The sequence below is a fragment of the Salinibacillus xinjiangensis genome (assembly GCF_009649735.1).
Classification (GTDB): Bacteria; Bacillota; Bacilli; order Bacillales; family Alkalibacillaceae; genus Salinibacillus; species Salinibacillus xinjiangensis.
Genome location: NZ_WJNH01000002.1, coordinates 292,229 through 309,356 on the forward strand (window position 1 = coordinate 292,229; position 17,128 = coordinate 309,356).

The 17,128-nt window shown below is 37.1% G+C and carries 18 protein-coding genes; 6 read left to right on the plus strand and 12 right to left on the minus strand.

Translation table 11 applies throughout. The features are described from left to right. Positions 1–21: 21 nt before the first annotated feature. The gene (gene coxB, locus GH754_RS04165) at positions 22–1,206 is read right to left on the minus strand and encodes a cytochrome c oxidase subunit II (protein WP_153727471.1); all 1,185 of its coding nucleotides are present in this window, start codon (positions 1,204–1,206) and stop codon (positions 22–24) included. A gap of 82 nt (positions 1,207–1,288) precedes the next feature. Further along, entirely contained in the window at positions 1,289–2,197 is a 909-nt protein-coding gene (gene cyoE / locus GH754_RS04170; RefSeq protein ID WP_228550142.1) for a heme o synthase, read from the minus strand. 482 nt (positions 2,198–2,679) lie between these two features. Here cyoE and GH754_RS04175 point away from each other — a divergent pair, with 482 nt between their 5' ends. Beyond that, the gene (locus GH754_RS04175; protein ID WP_153727473.1) at positions 2,680–3,591 is read left to right on the plus strand and encodes a COX15/CtaA family protein; all 912 of its coding nucleotides are present in this window, start codon (positions 2,680–2,682) and stop codon (positions 3,589–3,591) included. Between the two features lie 88 nt (positions 3,592–3,679). Here the strand turns inward: GH754_RS04175 and pyc are convergent, their stop codons facing one another. The 4 genes from pyc to glsA all read right to left on the minus strand — a co-directional run bounded on the left by pyc (position 3,680) and on the right by glsA (position 9,938). Beyond that, entirely contained in the window at positions 3,680–7,123 is a 3,444-nt protein-coding gene (gene pyc, locus GH754_RS04180; RefSeq protein WP_153727474.1) for a pyruvate carboxylase, read from the minus strand. Further along, positions 7,111–8,319, minus strand: a complete 1,209-nt coding sequence (gene ftsW, locus GH754_RS04185) for a putative lipid II flippase FtsW (RefSeq protein WP_153727475.1) — start codon at positions 8,317–8,319, stop codon at positions 7,111–7,113. The genes pyc and ftsW overlap by 13 nt, the downstream gene beginning before the upstream one ends. 223 nt (positions 8,320–8,542) lie before the next feature. Beyond that, positions 8,543–8,833, minus strand: a complete 291-nt coding sequence (locus tag GH754_RS04190) for a YlaN family protein (protein WP_323741846.1) — start codon at positions 8,831–8,833, stop codon at positions 8,543–8,545. Between the two features lie 175 nt (positions 8,834–9,008). Beyond that, entirely contained in the window at positions 9,009–9,938 is a 930-nt protein-coding gene (glsA, locus tag GH754_RS04195; protein WP_153727476.1) for a glutaminase A, read from the minus strand. A gap of 80 nt (positions 9,939–10,018) precedes the next feature. Here glsA and GH754_RS04200 point away from each other — a divergent pair, with 80 nt between their 5' ends. Then, positions 10,019–10,507 carry a hypothetical protein gene (locus GH754_RS04200; RefSeq protein ID WP_153727477.1) on the plus strand — a complete coding sequence of 163 codons (489 nt, stop codon included), beginning with the start codon at positions 10,019–10,021 and terminating at the stop codon, positions 10,505–10,507. An 81-nt stretch (positions 10,508–10,588) separates the two neighbouring features. On the opposite strand, the gene GH754_RS04205 is transcribed toward GH754_RS04200, so the two are convergent. Continuing rightward, positions 10,589–11,917: a PhoH family protein gene (locus GH754_RS04205; RefSeq protein WP_153727478.1), complete on the minus strand. Its 1,329-nt coding sequence runs from the start codon at positions 11,915–11,917 to the stop codon at positions 10,589–10,591. Positions 11,918–12,040: 123 nt separating this feature from the next. Between GH754_RS04205 and GH754_RS04210 the strand changes: the two genes are divergently transcribed. Together GH754_RS04210 and GH754_RS04215 are read left to right on the plus strand one after the other, a co-directional pair. Beyond that, the gene (locus GH754_RS04210) at positions 12,041–12,649 is read left to right on the plus strand and encodes a YhcN/YlaJ family sporulation lipoprotein (protein WP_153727479.1); all 609 of its coding nucleotides are present in this window, start codon (positions 12,041–12,043) and stop codon (positions 12,647–12,649) included. Between the two features lie 134 nt (positions 12,650–12,783). Then, positions 12,784–12,984 (plus strand): YlaI family protein, encoded by a 201-nt coding sequence (locus tag GH754_RS04215; protein ID WP_153727480.1) that lies wholly within the window; start codon positions 12,784–12,786, stop codon positions 12,982–12,984. 50 nt (positions 12,985–13,034) lie between these two features. On the opposite strand, the gene GH754_RS04220 is transcribed toward GH754_RS04215, so the two are convergent. After that, positions 13,035–13,322, minus strand: a complete 288-nt coding sequence (locus tag GH754_RS04220) for a hypothetical protein (RefSeq protein WP_323741847.1) — start codon at positions 13,320–13,322, stop codon at positions 13,035–13,037. Then, the gene (locus tag GH754_RS04225; protein WP_153727481.1) at positions 13,319–13,663 is read right to left on the minus strand and encodes a YlaH-like family protein; all 345 of its coding nucleotides are present in this window, start codon (positions 13,661–13,663) and stop codon (positions 13,319–13,321) included. Before GH754_RS04225 ends, GH754_RS04220 begins: the two co-directional genes overlap by 4 nt. Positions 13,664–13,846: 183 nt before the next feature. Between GH754_RS04225 and GH754_RS04230 the strand changes: the two genes are divergently transcribed. Beyond that, a complete protein-coding gene (locus GH754_RS04230; protein ID WP_153727482.1) occupies positions 13,847–14,017 on the plus strand; it encodes a DUF5325 family protein in 171 nt (56 codons plus the stop codon). A 50-nt stretch (positions 14,018–14,067) separates the two neighbouring features. On the opposite strand, the gene GH754_RS04235 is transcribed toward GH754_RS04230, so the two are convergent. Further along, positions 14,068–14,871 (minus strand): inositol monophosphatase family protein, encoded by an 804-nt coding sequence (locus GH754_RS04235; RefSeq protein ID WP_153727483.1) that lies wholly within the window; start codon positions 14,869–14,871, stop codon positions 14,068–14,070. A 178-nt stretch (positions 14,872–15,049) separates the two neighbouring features. Between GH754_RS04235 and GH754_RS04240 the strand changes: the two genes are divergently transcribed. Beyond that, the gene (locus GH754_RS04240; RefSeq protein ID WP_153727484.1) at positions 15,050–15,673 is read left to right on the plus strand and encodes a YktB family protein; all 624 of its coding nucleotides are present in this window, start codon (positions 15,050–15,052) and stop codon (positions 15,671–15,673) included. A gap of 43 nt (positions 15,674–15,716) precedes the next feature. Here GH754_RS04240 and GH754_RS04245 read toward each other — a convergent pair whose 3' ends face one another. Beyond that, complete coding sequence (locus GH754_RS04245) at positions 15,717–15,989, minus strand: UPF0223 family protein (protein WP_153727485.1); 273 nt, start codon at positions 15,987–15,989, stop codon at positions 15,717–15,719. 18 nt (positions 15,990–16,007) lie between these two features. After that, positions 16,008–16,973, minus strand: coding sequence for an NAD(P)H-dependent flavin oxidoreductase (locus tag GH754_RS04250; RefSeq protein WP_153727486.1), 966 nt, complete (start codon positions 16,971–16,973; stop codon positions 16,008–16,010). Between the last annotated feature and the right edge of the window lie 155 nt (positions 16,974–17,128).

Here is a 17,128-nt window from a genome sequence, read left to right on the forward strand (position 1 = left end):
GCTTTAAACCTCCTTTGAAACTTACTCTTCATCTTTACTCTCTTCTTCGGCAGTTTCATCTTCTTTGTTTTCTGTTTCTTCATTATTAGATTCTTCTTTTTTCTTAGGTTGTAAATAATCGTCATCCTGAGCATCATCTGGCCCAATCTCACTTGGACTTAATGTCATTAAGTACTCAGCAATCTTATTTGCATCTTCTCTACTTGGTACTGTATAGTTACCTGACATTAAGTTGCCTGGCTTATGCTTATCAGGATTTAGAATCCAGCTAACAAGATTTTCTTTGTTGTAATCAAGGATACCGGCAATTTTTGAACGGTCACCGAAGTTTGTAACATTCGGCCCCATCATTGCTGGTGAAGAACCGATAGCGTGACAGTTAAGACAACTGTTTTCTGCAAATAATTCTTTACCTTCTTGAGCTACGTCAGATTCTGGTTGAGCATCAGGGTCTACGTTTTGCATTTCTTCTACCCACTGGTCAAATTCTCCAGGACTTACAGCTACAACTCTAAAGTCCATTAATGAGTGAGAAGGTCCACAGAACTCTGCACAATGCCCCCAGAAAACGCCTTCTTCAGTAGCGTTTAAGAACATTTCATTCTCATTTTTCCCAGGATTTACGTCCATCTTACCTGATACAGCCGGAACCCAGAATGAGTGAATGACATCTCCTGATGATAATGTAAGATAAACTCTACGATCTGTTGGAATATATAAATCTTGACTAGTTTGAATATCCATACCTCTGTAGTCAAAATTCCACCAGAATTGTTTACCTGTTACATCAATCCAAATGGCTTCTTCTGCATTTTCCCCATCTTCACCCTCCGTTGTTTCTGGAGTTGTATCAGATAGCGCAAATGTGTATTGCACTGTTGGAACTGCAAGAATTAAAAGTAAAATAATTGGAATAACAGTCCACAAGGTCTCCAACATATGGTTTCCCTCTACCTGTTTTGGAACATAGTCCTCATTACCTTTTTTCTGTCGAAAACGGACTAATACATAAGTATAAATAGCCATTACAATTAGGAACACAAAAATCATGATAACGATACTCAAAATCATGAGATCGAGAATCATGTCTGCCCCTTCACCCTTAGGTTGTAAGGCACTTAAGTATGGATTTCCACAGCCTGAAAGTATAAGTGCTATTCCACTTACTAAAAACAGAGCTTTAAACTTATCCATCCATCCTTTCATGAATTAATACCCCTCTTTCTCTTGTATGTGTATTTAATATTAATATAAAGCTAGATGAAGAAACTTTATTCACCTAACTGTATTAAAAAAATGACGGTAAAGTGGCAATCACCATTGCAAGTGATAAAACAGTTAAGTAATTTAATGAATAAATAAACATCCACCTTGCCCATTTCAAGTCATCTTTTACAAAGAATCCACTAATAGATAGTATTAACCAACCTACGTTTAATATAGTAGCTAATCCTATAAAGATAATGCCTAGTGAGCCCAAATAAAATGGCAAAGGCAAGAGACATGCTACATAAACGGCAATTTGTCGCTTTGTAATTGAAAATCCATGAACAACAGGTAACATTGGAATACCTGCTTCCTTATAATCAGTCGTTTTCATCATTGCCAAAGCTAAGAAATGTGGCATTTGCCAAATAAACAAGATTAAAAATAGCACAAAGGCAACAGGATGAAAACTTGGGTCAACAGCAAACCAACCAATGAGTGGTGGTGCTGCTCCTGAGAAGCTTCCAATCACTGTATTTAGCGTGTAACGACGCTTAGACCACATTGTATATAAAACGACATATGTAAACCAACCAAATAAGCCAGCTAACGCAGCCCATGCCGTACTAAAATATAATAAAATAAAACCTATCGCTGAAAATCCAACTCCCAACCATAATACCTGCGAATTCGTTATGGTCCCTGTTACAGTTGGTCTTTTTTTCGTCCTAGACATTTTCGTATCAATGTCTCTGTCATAATAATTGTTTAATATACAACCACCGGCAATGACAAACGCTGTTCCAAACATAACGAACAAAAAGCTCTGCCATAGTGAAAAAAAGGATGATTGTGTATAAAATAATGCCAGCCAAAATCCGGCGAATGTTGTCATCAAATTGGAATTAATAATTCCTATTTTTATTAAGGATAGAAAATCGCTCCAAAGGGATGTTGCTGTGTTGGATTGATCTTTCTCTGATTCCATCATCTGAGTTGTAGTAGTCCCAATAGACCTAGGGTTATTCATCTTACCCTTCCTCTCTGCCTGCTTATATATGAAGTGGTATAAGTTCAATAATATACTTTTTGTCGATTTGTAAAAAACATAAAATCATTATTATATTTTAACATGCATCCTATTAACATCTATTTAATCACACCTTCAGTGAGAATGTGTGACAAATTTATGACTTTTATTAAAATTTCTTCAATTATAACCCTAGAAAACAATTATGTATTCTTTTCTTCTTAAAAAGGCGTTCTTTGTTTAAACGACCCTATTTATTTCTAGCAAAGAAATAGTAATTATGCAAGCTTTTTAGTATTTTTAATTTATTAATAGTGAAAACTTCCTTAAATCATGATAGCATATCTTTTGTAATAATTTTGTTAGAAATACATTTTTGTTAAGCAATTTTTTATATTAAGATGGAAGTAATGGACTTTAATTGAGAATGGTAGGTAATGAATATGATAAAATTTTTAAAATGGCTTTCCGTTTTATCTACGATCGGAATGCTATTTGTTTTGGTGGGAGGCGCTTTAGTCACCAAAACGGAGTCAGGCTTAGGTTGTGGACGAAGCTGGCCTTTATGTAATGGTGAGTTGATCCCGAGTGATTTTAACATAGAGTTAATTATCGAATTAAGTCACCGACTTGTTTCAGGAACTGTTGGAATTCTCGTATTAGCTTTATCTACACTAGCGTGGAAATACTTTGGAAGCGTTAGGGAAACAAAATTTCTATCCTTTATCTCGATTTTCTTTTTGGTTCTTCAGGGATTAATAGGGGCAGCTGCTGTTGTATGGGGACAATCAGATTTCGTTCTAGCACTGCACTTCGGAATCTCTTTAATATCATTTGCAGCTGTGTTCCTACTAACCCTTATCATTTTTGAAATTGATAAGAAATTTGATGCGGAGTCTTTAATTATTGACAAGTCATTAAGACGACAAATTTATGGATTATTTTGGTACACCTTGGCTGTTGTTTATACTGGTGCCCTTGTGCGTCACGCCGAAGCAAGCTTAGTTTGTAAAGATTGGCCTCTATGTGAGAAAGGTGCAGATATAGGAACCTTTAGCATGGACCAGTGGATACAAATGGGTCATAGGTTCGCTGCGGGAATTCTATTTCTATGGGTGATCTATCTTTTTGTTCGTGTTTCTAAGCAATATTATCAACAAAAGGTTATGTATTATGGTTGGCTAGCTGCACTAATTCTTATAATTCTACAAGTGACATTTGGTGCGTTTATTATTTTCACCATTTTAAATCTATATATTGCTTTAGCACACGCCTTGTTTATTTCTTGTTTCTTCGGCCTATTATGTTATTTTGTTTTACTTTCTAGCAGAAGTGCAAATTTTGACAAGAGGTAGTTACTTCCCATTCTTCCCAAAAGCTTATTCCGTAGCCTAAAAAAAGCGCTCTGTTTCAGTGGAACAGAGCGCTTTTCTATCTAGAAGGTTATTCTAATTCAATTAATAGATCACCAGTTGAGATTGCATTATTGTTATCTACATAAATATCCTTGACTTTACCATCAAACGGAGCCTGTACGGTTGTCTCCATCTTCATGGCTTCAGTGATTATCATGTGATCTCCTTTTTTGACCTTCTCACCTTTCTCTACAAGGACCTTTATAACGGTTCCAGGCATAGATGCACCAATATGTTTTTCATTGGTCTTATCTGCCTTTGGTCGCTCTTGAATGGAACTCTTAATGCTATCATCCCTTACAATTACTTCTCTGGACTGTCCGTTTAATTCAAAGTAAATAACTCTTGTTCCATCCAGTTGAGGCTCACCTATAGAAACAAGTTTTACAATCAAGGTTTTTCCTTGTTCGATTTCCACCTCAATTTCTTCACCTAACCTCATTCCATAAAAGAATGTAGGTGTATCGAGTACGGACATATCACCATATTGGTCATAGAAATGGTTATAGTCTAAAAATACCTTTGGATACAAGGCATGTGAAATCATATCAAAGCTGGTCACTTGCCTGTTCAATTTATGATACAGGGTTTCCTGTAGTTCTTTAAAATCGACATTATCTAATAGCTCACCAGGACGAACTTGGATTGGCTCCTTGCCTTTCAGGATAATTCGTTGAAGCTCTTGTGGAAAACCTTGATATGGCTGTCCTAGGTATCCTTGGAAAAACTCCACTACACTATCAGGAAAATCTAAGGACTCTCCCCGCTCATAGATGTCATCTTCTGTTAACTCATTTTGGACCATGTATAGCGCCATATCTCCAACAACTTTAGACGAAGGCGTTACTTTGACAATATCGCCAAATAAATCATTTACTCGACGATACATTTTTTTGACCTCATCCCAACGCTCTTCCAGACCTACTGCTTTGGCTTGTTGCTGTAGATTACTATATTGCCCACCAGGCATTTCGTGCTCATAAATTTCCGCATGCGGTGCCATCATTCCACTTTCAAAATCATGATAATACTTCCTTACATCCTCCCAGTAATTCGCTAATTGATCATAAGCTTTTATATCAATTTGAGGCTTACGCTCATGCTGGTCTAAGGCATAATAAAGACTATTGGCACTTGGTTGAGAGGTTAATCCTGCCATTGAGCTTGCCGCAACATCTACAACATCAACGCCTGCATCTATCGCTTTTGCGTACGTAAAGATACCATTACCACTTGTATCGTGAGTATGAAGGTGGATTGGAATATCCACTGCCTCTTTTAAGGTTGAGACTAATTGATAGGCCGCTTCTGGTTTTAGCAATCCTGCCATATCCTTTATACCTAATATATGTGCTCCAGCATTCTCCAACTCTTTTGCCATGGAACGATAATATGCTAAATCATACTTTGGACGTGATGAATCTAAAATATCTCCAGTGTAACAAATAGCTGCTTCCGCTACCTTTTCGTTCTGACGAACAGAATCGATAGCCAAGGTCATACCTTTAACCCAATTTAAGCTATCAAAAATACGGAATACATCAATTCCCGCATTGGCACTCTTCTCAACAAATTCGCGAATGACATTGTCTGGATAGTTCTTATACCCTACAGCATTGCTGGCACGTAAAAGCATTTGGAAGAGAACATTTGGCATCCTTTCTCTTAACTTCAATAATCGATCCCAAGGGTCTTCCTTTAAGAAACGATAGGATACGTCAAATGTTGCACCCCCCCACATCTCTACCGAAAATAATTCAGGTAGTAACCGAGCTGTCGGTTCCGCAATTTGTAAAAGGTCTTTAGTTCGGAAGCGAGTAGCGTGAAGGGATTGATGAGCATCCCTAAATGTCGTGTCTGTATATAACACTTCCTTTTGTTCTTTAAGCCAGGTCGCCAATCCTTCAGGGCCTTTTTCATCAAGAATTTGTTTGGTTCCTGATGGGTGTGGTTCCGAGCGTTTTACATTTGGTATACGCGGGTCTAAAAAGTTTGGTTTCTTTTTTTGCGTTAGACCTTCAAAGCCATTAATGGTTGTATGACCAATATATGAGAGCATTTTAGTCCCTCTATCTTTTCTTTTCGGGAACACGAAAAGCTCTGGTGATTGGTCAATAAACGTCGTATCATATTCTCCATTTAAAAACTTTTCGTGCTGAATAACATTTTCAAGGAAAGGAATATTTGTTTTTATTCCCCTTATTCTAAATTCCTTTAAATTTCTGACCATTTTGCTTGCAGCTTTTTCAAAAGTGAGGGCCCAGGTGGAAACTTTCACGAGTAAAGAATCATAATAAGGTGAAATTACCGCACCTTGAAATCCGTTTCCGGCATCTAATCTTACTCCAAATCCCCCTCCAGTTCGATAGGCCATAATTTTACCTGTGTCTGGCATAAAATTATTTAGGGGATCTTCTGTGGTAACTCTTGATTGAATAGCATATCCATTCGTTGTAATGGCTTCTTGTTGAGGTAAATCAATTAACTTTCCAAATAAATTATGTCCTTCAGCTATTAAAAGCTGGGTATGAACAATATCTACTCCTGTTACCATTTCGGTAATTGTATGTTCTACTTGGACTCTCGGATTCACTTCGATAAAATAAAACTCATCTTCTGTAACCAAAAACTCAACCGTTCCTGCGTTTACATATTTCACTTCATTCATCAGCTGAACAGCTGCATCACAAATGTCCTCACGCATTTTATCAGGTAATGAAACACTTGGTGCAATTTCTACAACTTTTTGGTGCCGTCGTTGCACAGAACAATCACGTTCATATAAATGAACTATATTACCTGCTTTGTCACCTAAAATTTGCACTTCAATATGCTTCGGGTTTTCAATTAGTCTCTCCACATATACTTCATCACTGCCAAATGCTGCCTTTGCTTCCGATTTAGCTCGCTCAAATGCTTCTGTTAGCGACTCAGGACTACGTACAATCCGCATTCCTCTTCCGCCTCCACCTAAAGCAGCCTTAACAATGATCGGAAAACCATGTTGTTTACCAAATTGCTTGACTTCCTCGATATCTGAAACAGGACCATCACTACCAGGAATAACGGGTATATTGGCTTTTACAGCTTGATGTCTCGCTTTTACCTTGTCCCCAAAAATGTCCAAGTGATGACTAGTAGGACCTACAAAAATAATCCCTTCCTCTTCACATCGCCTTGCAAAATGAATATTTTCTGACAGAAAGCCATAACCAGGGTGAATGGCATCTACCCCCACTCTCTTGGCAATCTCAATAATGCCTTCTATATCTAAGTAAACATCAATTGGTTTTTTGCCTTGTCCGACAAGATAGGCCTCATCTGCTTTGTAGCGATGATATGAGCCCGTATCCTCTTGTGAATATATAGCCACAGTACGAATATTTAGCTCTGTACAAGCTCTAAATACCCGTATGGCAATTTCCCCCCTATTGGCAACTAAAACTTTCTTTATTTGTTTTACTTCGCCCATGTATTTCCTCTCCTCTCCTTCATTGACACGATCGATGGTTTTTGTTCGTATGTTTGTTTTGGAACTTCCGACCGCGTTTTCGTGAATGTTTGTTTAGATTTTACTTGCATCGCTATATTATTTAAAATTCCCATGGAGACCAATGAGATCAACAGAGAACTTCCCCCATAACTTACAAATGGCAATGTTACACCGGTAATAGGTAGCGCCCCACTCATAGCACCGATATTAATGATTGCCTGTATCCCAATCATGCATGATATACCTATAGCTAACAGTGAACCAAAGGCATCCTCACACTTGTTGGCAATGTATAAACCTCGTATTACAATAGTTGCCAATAATCCTATGGTTATGGCAACCCCTACCAAGCCAAGCTCCTCAGCAATTACAGCAAGAATAAAGTCAGTGTGTGGCTCTGATAGGTAGCCTAATTTTTGTACGGAGTCGCCTAATCCTACACCGGTAAGCCCTCCTGAACCAATTGCTAAATATGATTGAATTAAATGAAACCCTGTATCTGTAGGGTCAGAAAATGGCTCATAAGCACCGGTAAATCTAGATACCCTTTCCTCCGTCTCTAAAGCTGGTATGGCTAAGGCAACAAATAATACGCCGATTGTCGCTAAAAACATTAAATGTCGCATACGGATACCTGAACTAACAATAACACTTAATGCGATAAGTAAAATAATTGAGGCAGTACCAATATCAGGTTGAAATACAATTAAGGCCACCGTTATTGCAGTTAAAATTAATGGCGGAATAACCGCTTTACCGAAATCATGTATGTAAGATTGTTTTTTCGAATATACCGAAGCTAAATACAAAATTAATCCAAGCTTTGCGAGCTCCGCAGGCTGGAATCTAAACACTTTAAAGTCATACCAGGATTTAGCATTATTTACTGCATCTCCCCCAAAAGGGAACACGAAAATGAGTAAAAGCAACATCCCTATAACGATTAGTTTTATAATTCTTTGGTATTTTTGATAGGGTACGAATGCGAAAAAGAATAATACAAACGCGCCTAAGCTTATCCATTGTATTTGCTTAATTAAATAATAATTACTATCTAGTCCTTGATATACAGCTAATACCATACTTGCACTATAAATCATGACTAAACCGAACAAGGAAAGTGCTAGTGGTGTGAACATTAATGTGAAATCTAATTTTTTAAATCTTGTTTTCATATCTCAGCCATCCTCATGGTTTGTTTTTATTTTCGTTTTGTCGGATTAAAGTAAAAAGACATTAATCAACATAAAACATGCTTTATTATAATTAATTCGTAAAACCGTATTATATTTATGTACGACATATTCACCCAATTTTCCTGCATATCAGTAAAATCTGTTCTAAAGTTCTAATTAACAAAAAACTCAAATTACAACAATTTTGTTGTAATTTGAGTTTTTATTTCGGGGATTTTTGAGCCTGTGCTGCCTCGTGGAGTGCACTTAGTTGTTTTTCGAGATTTTCCAAAATTTCTTTTCCTGTATGTTCACTGATTAAATTCAGCTTCACAGCGAAAGCAATTTCCCTAGAAAGTCCAAACATTTGTGTATCTAAAACCTCTTCATATAGAGGGCATTGAGGCATCGTTAAATTGTCCATTTGTACTTTTATTAATTGAAGGATTTTATCAGCATCTTCTTTCAATACAGCCAATGCCTGATCACGATCCATCGCTACTTCTGACGACACGGGTATCCCCCCTCATTTAAAGAAAACTTGACCAATAAAATAATATAACTTGAAGACATTCATCATCCATAATAATAAAATAAATAGTATCTACTTCAATATATTAACGTCTTCATAGTAAAAATGCAAGATTTTCAGATATCTTAAGAGAAAAGGATACCGACGATAATTTTATTTAAAAAATAGACCACCCATAATAATCAGACATCATTTCCAACAGTTTCAACCCTACTACACTATTTCCTTTTTCATCTAGTGCAGGACCAAAAACCGCGACTCCACCTATGTCTCTCACAACACCTAAAATAACACCAGAAACCCCACTTTTTGCCGGAATTCCTACATTAATAGCAAAGGAACCTGATTCATTATACATCCCACAAGTAACCATAAATGTTTTACAAATTCTAGCATGATGCCTCGGAATTAATTGCTCGCCCGACTCTATGTCTACCCCATCATTAGCAAAAATAGCCCCTATTTTAGCTAACTGTTTCACATTCATACGAATGGCACATTGCTTTGTATACGTATCCAGTAGCTCTTCTACGCTACCTGTTATAATTCCGTTTTGTTTCATAAAGTAACATAAAGACCGGTTTAAGAATGCCGTTTCATATTCAGATTTCGCCACCTCAGGATCATAATCGATCGTTGAATCGCCCGTTAATTTATGAACAAAATGAAGGATTTGCTTAAACATTTCCTCAGAATTCTCTCCGTATAGCATATTGGTTACAGCCAATGCACCCGCATTAATCATTGGATTGATGGGCTTGGATGGTCTTTCCAATTCAATCTTTGAGATAGTATAAAAAGGCTCACTTGTTGGCTCCTTTCCAACTCGAGAAAATACCGCTGATTCACCATGCTTCATAAGGGCAACTGCAAGAGCTAAAACCTTCGAAACACTTTGAAGGGTAAAAGTATATTGTGTCTGACCAGCCCCAACGCATTCACCATTTGTACTATAAAAAGCTGCTGCATTTATTTCTGGATTTTGGCGTTTTAAAGCAGGAATATAATCTGCTACCTTGCCGTTATTTGCATAAATTCTCACATGTTCGACCCATTTCTCAAGTTTTTCCTCCGAAACAATTTCCATAAATTATATCCTCCTTAATGCATCATGCGAAAAAATTCGTTATACTAGATAAGTAAATGCAGAATGGATGAGGTGAAAAAATGATTGTACAGTTAACCGGCAATGTTAAATTCCCAATCACACTAGATCCTAGTGTTTGGATATTTGATGACCGTAAAGTTGAATTTGACCAAGCATTTCAGAGTTCCGATGTCGAACAAGATGTTGAAGATGAGAATGAAAAGGCATCCAAAAGATGGAATCGGGAAGTCTATCAGCAAAAAATTAATCCACCCGTGAATAAAAGCATCTCAAGATTTGAACGTAAAAAAATATTACAAAGTACATATGTAATGTCCTTAAAACCTTTTCTAGAGAATGCTGAGGTTTCAGATTCAGCAAGTTCCGCTATTCTTGTTACCAACAACGGAAATCAGGAAATTAGTTTAGATACTTTAAAAGAAGGTTTCGCCCTATTTGCTGTGGAAGGAAAACCACTTAAAGAAGATGGTCCCCTTCATTTTTATTTTGGCGATGAATCCAATAAAGATACACCAATTAAAGGGGTTTCTGAAATTAAAATTAAATAAAGTTAATATGCAATATCATGAAAGGGACTGACTCGCTTATGAGTCAGTCCCTTTTTCAAATACTCTTCCCCTAATCATTCTCTATAATAAATCAGCAGATAATTGGGCTAACGATGAACGCTCCCCTTTGTGTAATTTAACATGGCCACTTAATTTTGAGTTTTTAAATTTCTCCACTACATGAACAAGTCCATTATTATACTCATCTAAATAAGGATGGTCAATCTGATATGGATCACCCAATAAAATGACCTTACTTCCTTCTCCAACACGAGTTAAAATTGTCTTCACTTCATGTTTCGTTAAATTTTGTGCTTCATCAATTAAAATTAACTGCTCTGGAATGCTCCTACCTCTTATGTATGTTAATGCCTCTACTTGAATGGATCCAAGTCCCGAAAGAATTCGATCCAAATCCTCAGCTTTTTTAACATCAAACAAATATTCTAAGTTGTCATAAATCGGTTGCATCCAGGGCTTTAATTTTTCTTCCTTTTCTCCAGGTAAATAACCAATATCATTTCCTAATGGTACCACGGGCCTTGCCACAAGCATTTTCTTATATAATCCCATATCTTCTACCTGCATAAGTCCAGATGCTAGTGCAAGCAGTGTTTTGCCTGTTCCTGCCTTTCCAATCATCGTAACCAGCTGGATATCTCTACGGAATAAAAGCTCAATTGCCATGGTTTGTTGGGCATTTCTCGGGGTCACTCCCCAAGCATTATCAGCCTGAAAACGACACTTTTCAATGACATTTCGATTTGTGTTTAAAATTCCAATAGCTGACTGAGATGGGTTCCATTTATTTTTCATCACGATAAATTCATTCGAATAAAGACGATTTAATGTTTCATCTGGTATGCTTAATTTGCCTTCTTGATAAAATTTATTTAAATCTTCTGCAGAAACATCCCACTCTTGAAATCCTTCATAAATGCTGTCTTCCTTTACAGCTCTTTCATTCAAAAAATCCTCAGCAGCTAATCCTAAAGCATCTGCCTTCACCCGCATTAAAATATCCTTTGAGACAAGTACAACCTCTTGGTTACGATTCAATTTTTTGACCTCTAAATGTAAATTTAGGGCTACAGCAAGAATTCGATTATCATTTGTCCTTTCTAAAAAGATTTCTTCAAGCTTTGAAAAAGACCGGTGATTTAGCTCAATTCTAAATGTTCCTCCATTGGGTAATGATACTCCTTTATAGAGCTCACCTATTTGCCTGAATCGGTCAATGATACGTGATGTTTCTCTTGCATTATGACCGACTTCATCCATGTTTCGCTTTTTAGAATCCACCTCTTCTAGAACGACTGCTGGTATGACGACCTCATGCTCATCAAATGAGAAAATGGCTCGGGGATCCTGTAGCAAAACATTGGTATCCAAAACATATATCCTTTTCAAAATGCCGCCTCCTATTTATCATTTGTGTAAGATTTGGCAAGGCTTCCGTAATTTAAATATATGTGGGAAAACATAAAGTTAGACGAAAGAGAAACAATATATTTGTAAAAGGAGGTTTGAATTATGCGCAAACCATTTATTCCCTTTCTCTATCTGATCATAGCTGTATTTAGTCTTAGCGCCTGTAACAATAATAATGACGAACAAGCCCGTAATAATGACGTAGACCAGTACTTACAGGTTAAGGATTCAGATGTAAGACATGAAGAAAAGGAATATTCCAATACAGAAATGGCCCAACATCTTGCAAAGATTGCCTCAAAAGTTCCAGGTGTGAATGAGGCAACAGCAGTTGTATTAGGACCCTATTCTATAGTGGGCATTGATGTAGATGAAGAACTTGACCGGACTCGTGTTGGTACAATTAAATATTCGGTTTCAGAAGCCCTAAAACAAGATATACATGGAAATAATACCATGGTTTCAGCTGACGGTGATGTGAATGAACGTTTACGTAGATTGGCTTATAAAATTCGCCAGGGACACCCAGAAGATGCAATCATGGATGAATTAGCGGCATTGGTTGGTCGCTATATACCTGAAATCCCACAACAGGAAAATCAGCCTGTAGAACCAGATTCAAATAGTGAGATGTTAAAGGATAAAAACAAAGAAGAACAATTAGAGAAGCTACAGGATGACCAATCGAACAAGCGTATGAATAGGGACTAAATATATAGAAACAAAAAAGTCGTCTAACGAGTTGTATAACGTTAGATGACTTTTTTGTTGGGTTATTTTTGAAGTGTGGCTAGTGCACCTATTACATGTTATACTTATTTTATGCTGAAACTAGAGGTGAAATAATGAAAGCAAAATGCATCTTATGTGATCAAGTAAACGACATAAAAGGAACTAGCCTACTTGCCAAGCAGCTAAGAAAAAGACGTGTATTATCCTACATGTGTGACGAATGTCGTGACCGAATTGATAAAAAAACTGCAGAACGACTTGCTACAGGTAATTTTAAAGAGTATCGTCAAAAGAAAAATGACCCGTACATTTAATATATCGTAATCCAAAAACCACGAGTAAGGACTCGTGGTTTTTTCCTTCCCTAATTGGGATAAACTGAATACTTTTCAGGCTCATTTTCGATTTGATCAACTATGCACTCAATAAGCTCAATGGGAAAGCGGAATGTGCGTGTTTCCTCAGGCTTTGTAACAGTTACTAAATACATATCTTCTCTCTTGTCTACATGAATATCTTCTACGTTGTGGTCGTTCGTTAACATTTCTCTAAAAAATTGAGTTGTTTCTACTGCTGATAAATCCTCTGGCCTAACATCAGCTACAAGCTTAATCGACAACCAATTATACACAACATCCTGTAAGGAATTCACGTATTACTTTCAACTCCTTCTCTATTTCTTCGTTTACGTTCTTGGGCTAATCGATATCGATATATGCCTAAAACAAGGGCTGAGACAACCAATACCTCAAGCATCGGTAACCCTTCCGAAAAAAAGGTTAAAATGAAACATCCAAGAGCAAGGAATATATAAACAACAATAGACTTTAACAACGGAAGCTTCCGAGCAAAGCCTAATTTATATGTAATTGCGGCAAAAATAACAATAGTTAAATATAAATACCAAAAACCTTCAACTCCCCCAATATGCTCAATGAAAATATCTGTTAGAGGCCGGAATCCTTGATCTGGGATGGACTGTTCACTTGGCATAGATAATCCTCCTTAACGTTCTTATCTACACCATCATACTAAAACTTGCCCCATTACGCTACTAAAAAATGGACAAGAAAGAATCCTTTAACACCTAGGAATATGCTTTTTATAAATTACAATGAAATACTTGTTCACATCTTCCTTCTTCATGTAAACTGATTATATAAAGAGGTGGGGAATATGAAATATGAGACTAAAATGTTTTTACTAGCTGTCCTTGTCATTCTATGCTTTGCATCCATCGGAATTACCATTGGATTTCGACAATACCTACTCTCCTTTGGCTTATTCCTCCTAGGATTCATCCTTATGGGATTTGGATTAAAAATGAAACGTAAACAAGGGTTATAGAAATATTAAAGAAAAAAGACGAATAAAGGAAAAACCTCTGTTCGTCTTTTTTATTTTTTGCGAATATAATTATTCACAATTTCTTCCTGTATAGCTGAATTACAAGTAATAACCGAATTTTCCTTTAGCATATTTAAGGGAGAACCATCGACTCTGGATGTAACTCCTCCTACTTCATTTACTAAAATAATTCCGGCTGCTATATCCCATGGGGCCAAACGCATTGTCATATAGCCATCAATAATTCCTTCAGCCACAAAGGCAAATTCCAAAGCTGCTGAGCCAAAGGTCCTCGTACCTCTAACCTTACGAACCAATTCATGAATTCCTTTTTCGTCAAAGCGTCGATTAGGAATGGACCAATAGTGATTTAAAGCAAGAAGCGAATCCTCTAATTTTCTACTTTGGTCTAGCTTTGGTAAAAGAACCCCGTTTTTGTGGGCCCCTTCTCCTCTTTTCGCAACGTATAAATCATCAGTCATAACATTATAAATGAGACCGAATATGCCCTCACCATCTTTATAAAGGCCAACCGAAATGGCAAAATGCCTTTGCTGATGGACAAAATTCATCGTTCCATCTATAGGATCAATTATCCAAACAATCCCATCTAGTGAGGTTACATTGTCACCTAAGCCTTCCTCCCCTAAAACTTGATGATTTGGGTATGTACTTCGTATCCTTTCAGCAAAAAACCTTTCTGTATCTTCGTCTACCTCTGTCACAAGGTCTTTCCGATCTTTTTTCGTATTTACTTTAAATGGCTTATCTAATTGGGCTTTTATCCGTTCGCCTGCTTCCAACGTCCATTCCTTAGCGTGATCAAAAATCTGTTGTTTTTCTACCGAATCCATATTTTTATCTCCTTTGATAATCATTTAACAAGTATGTTATCAAAAAATACCATATAACGCATATTGAAACCTTCGACTAGTGCAAATTAATTTCATAACAATTTTAGCTATGCTAAAATAAATTGACAAATTCCGATAAATTATAACAAGGAATATTAAACGAAAGGAGTAATACATTTTGACTTCTTTTACTGGATTTACACAAAAAGATTTTGATGTGTTTACTATACCGGGTTTAGATGAACGCATGGAGCAGTTACGTGGACATGTATCACCTAAGCTAGAAGCTCTTGCTGAGGAATTATCACAAGGCCTTACTGCTTTAACAGGTGATGAAATGTTTGTACATGTGGCTAAGCATGCACGTAGAACGAAAAACCCTCCAAATGATACTTGGGCTGCCCTTGCCAACAGCAAAAGAGGGTACAAAAAGCTTCCACATTTCCAAATTGGTCTATGGGAGACTCACCTATTTATTTGGTTTGCCATCATTTACGAAAACCCAATCAAACAAGAATATGCAAAGGTTGTAAAGGCAAACCTTAACCAGGTAAAAAAACAGGTTCCATCTGACTTTGTTTGGTCAATTGATCATACGAAACCAGAAGCCATATCCCATCAAGAAGCGAACTTGGAGCAAATGTTAGACCGATTAGAAACAGTCAAAAAAGCTGAGATTCTGTGTGGAGTAAATGTAGACAGAAACGACCCTATCCTCACCAACCCAGAACAATTTATTCAAAAATGTGAAGATACCTTTCAACAGCTTGAGTATCTTTATCGTCTAACAAAAGAACTGTAATATCAAGGTGCCGGACTCTCCATGGGTAAGAGCCGGCCCCTTTTTAATTCATTTTAATTTTTTCACCTTCTTCAGCTTGTTTCGCTTTTTGTACGGTGCGGTACGTTGAATAACCAGAATCCTTCTCAAATTGTTTATCGATCTGTTTTTCCTCACTTTTCGATGGAACAATTTGCTTAAATCGAGTATAGGTCATTAGTACGTCCTCTCGTTTCACACCCTGTTCATATGCCCTTTCAACCATTTGAAAAAAATTGATGGCATCAATGACCTCATCTTTGTCCCAGCTCTCGTCTATTGGGTATGGATATTCCATATGTATGACTCCTTTCGCTTAGGATAACTGATCCCATCTTGAACTAATACTCTTAGCCTCTTCAATCATGCGATCAAATAGCTCTTGGACAGATGGAACATCCTGAATTCTAGCGGCAACCTGTCCTGCCCAGCCAAACCCTTCGTCTGTTTCACCATCATATATATATCTTTTGTTAGCTGTGCCACTGATATACGACTTGAGTTTTTCATAGCCTGGTTGGTCTTTTTCCAGCTCTAATATCTCGTCTGTCCAACTATTTTTTAATGCTCGTGCTGGAGCGCCTAAGGTTCTTTTGATAACTACAGTTGATTTTTCGTCTGCTTCAACTAATGCCTTTTTATATGTTTCATGAGCGTGAATACATTCCTTTGTTGCAATAAAACGTGTACCCATTTCAATTCCTTCTGCACCTAAGGCTAATGCAGCCATAAGTCCACGACCATCTGAGATACCACCAGACGCAACAACTGGTATAGATACAGCATCCACTACTTGTGGTGTCAATACAAAGGTACCAATATCATCTCTACCTAAATGCCCTCCACCTTCGTGACCAACGACCATAACTGCATCTGCTCCAAGCTCTTCTGCTTTTTCAGCTTGACGTTTAGCCGCCACAAGAACTAATTTTTTAATACCTGTCCCCTCTACCATGTCTAATACAGGTTTTGGGTTACCACCTGTAACTGTAATCGCAGGCACCTTTTCTTCTCGTGCGACTGCCACCATGTTTTCAAACGGTCTTCTTTGTTGACCAATCGCAAAGTTTACACCAAAAGGTTTGTCGGTCATTTGCCGAACCTTTTTAATTTCATCTCTAAGTTGGTCCTCATTTTCCAAACTCATAGCTGTGATTTGTCCGAGTCCCCCTGCGTTTGAAACGGCTGCAGCTAAATCTGCATAGGCAAGATGTGCTAACCCTCCCTGTATTACCGGATAATCAATGTTTAATAATTCAGTAATTCGCGTATTAAACCCCATTCATCTGCCTCCTATATAAAACAATTTACTACATTCATGTTATCACGAAAGAAAAATAATGTTGAGAAAAAATAGCACTTATGGAAAAATGTATTTGCTTTTAATTTTTTTATTTCTTAGACAGAACCGAACCTATTTTAATTTTTAACTTGATG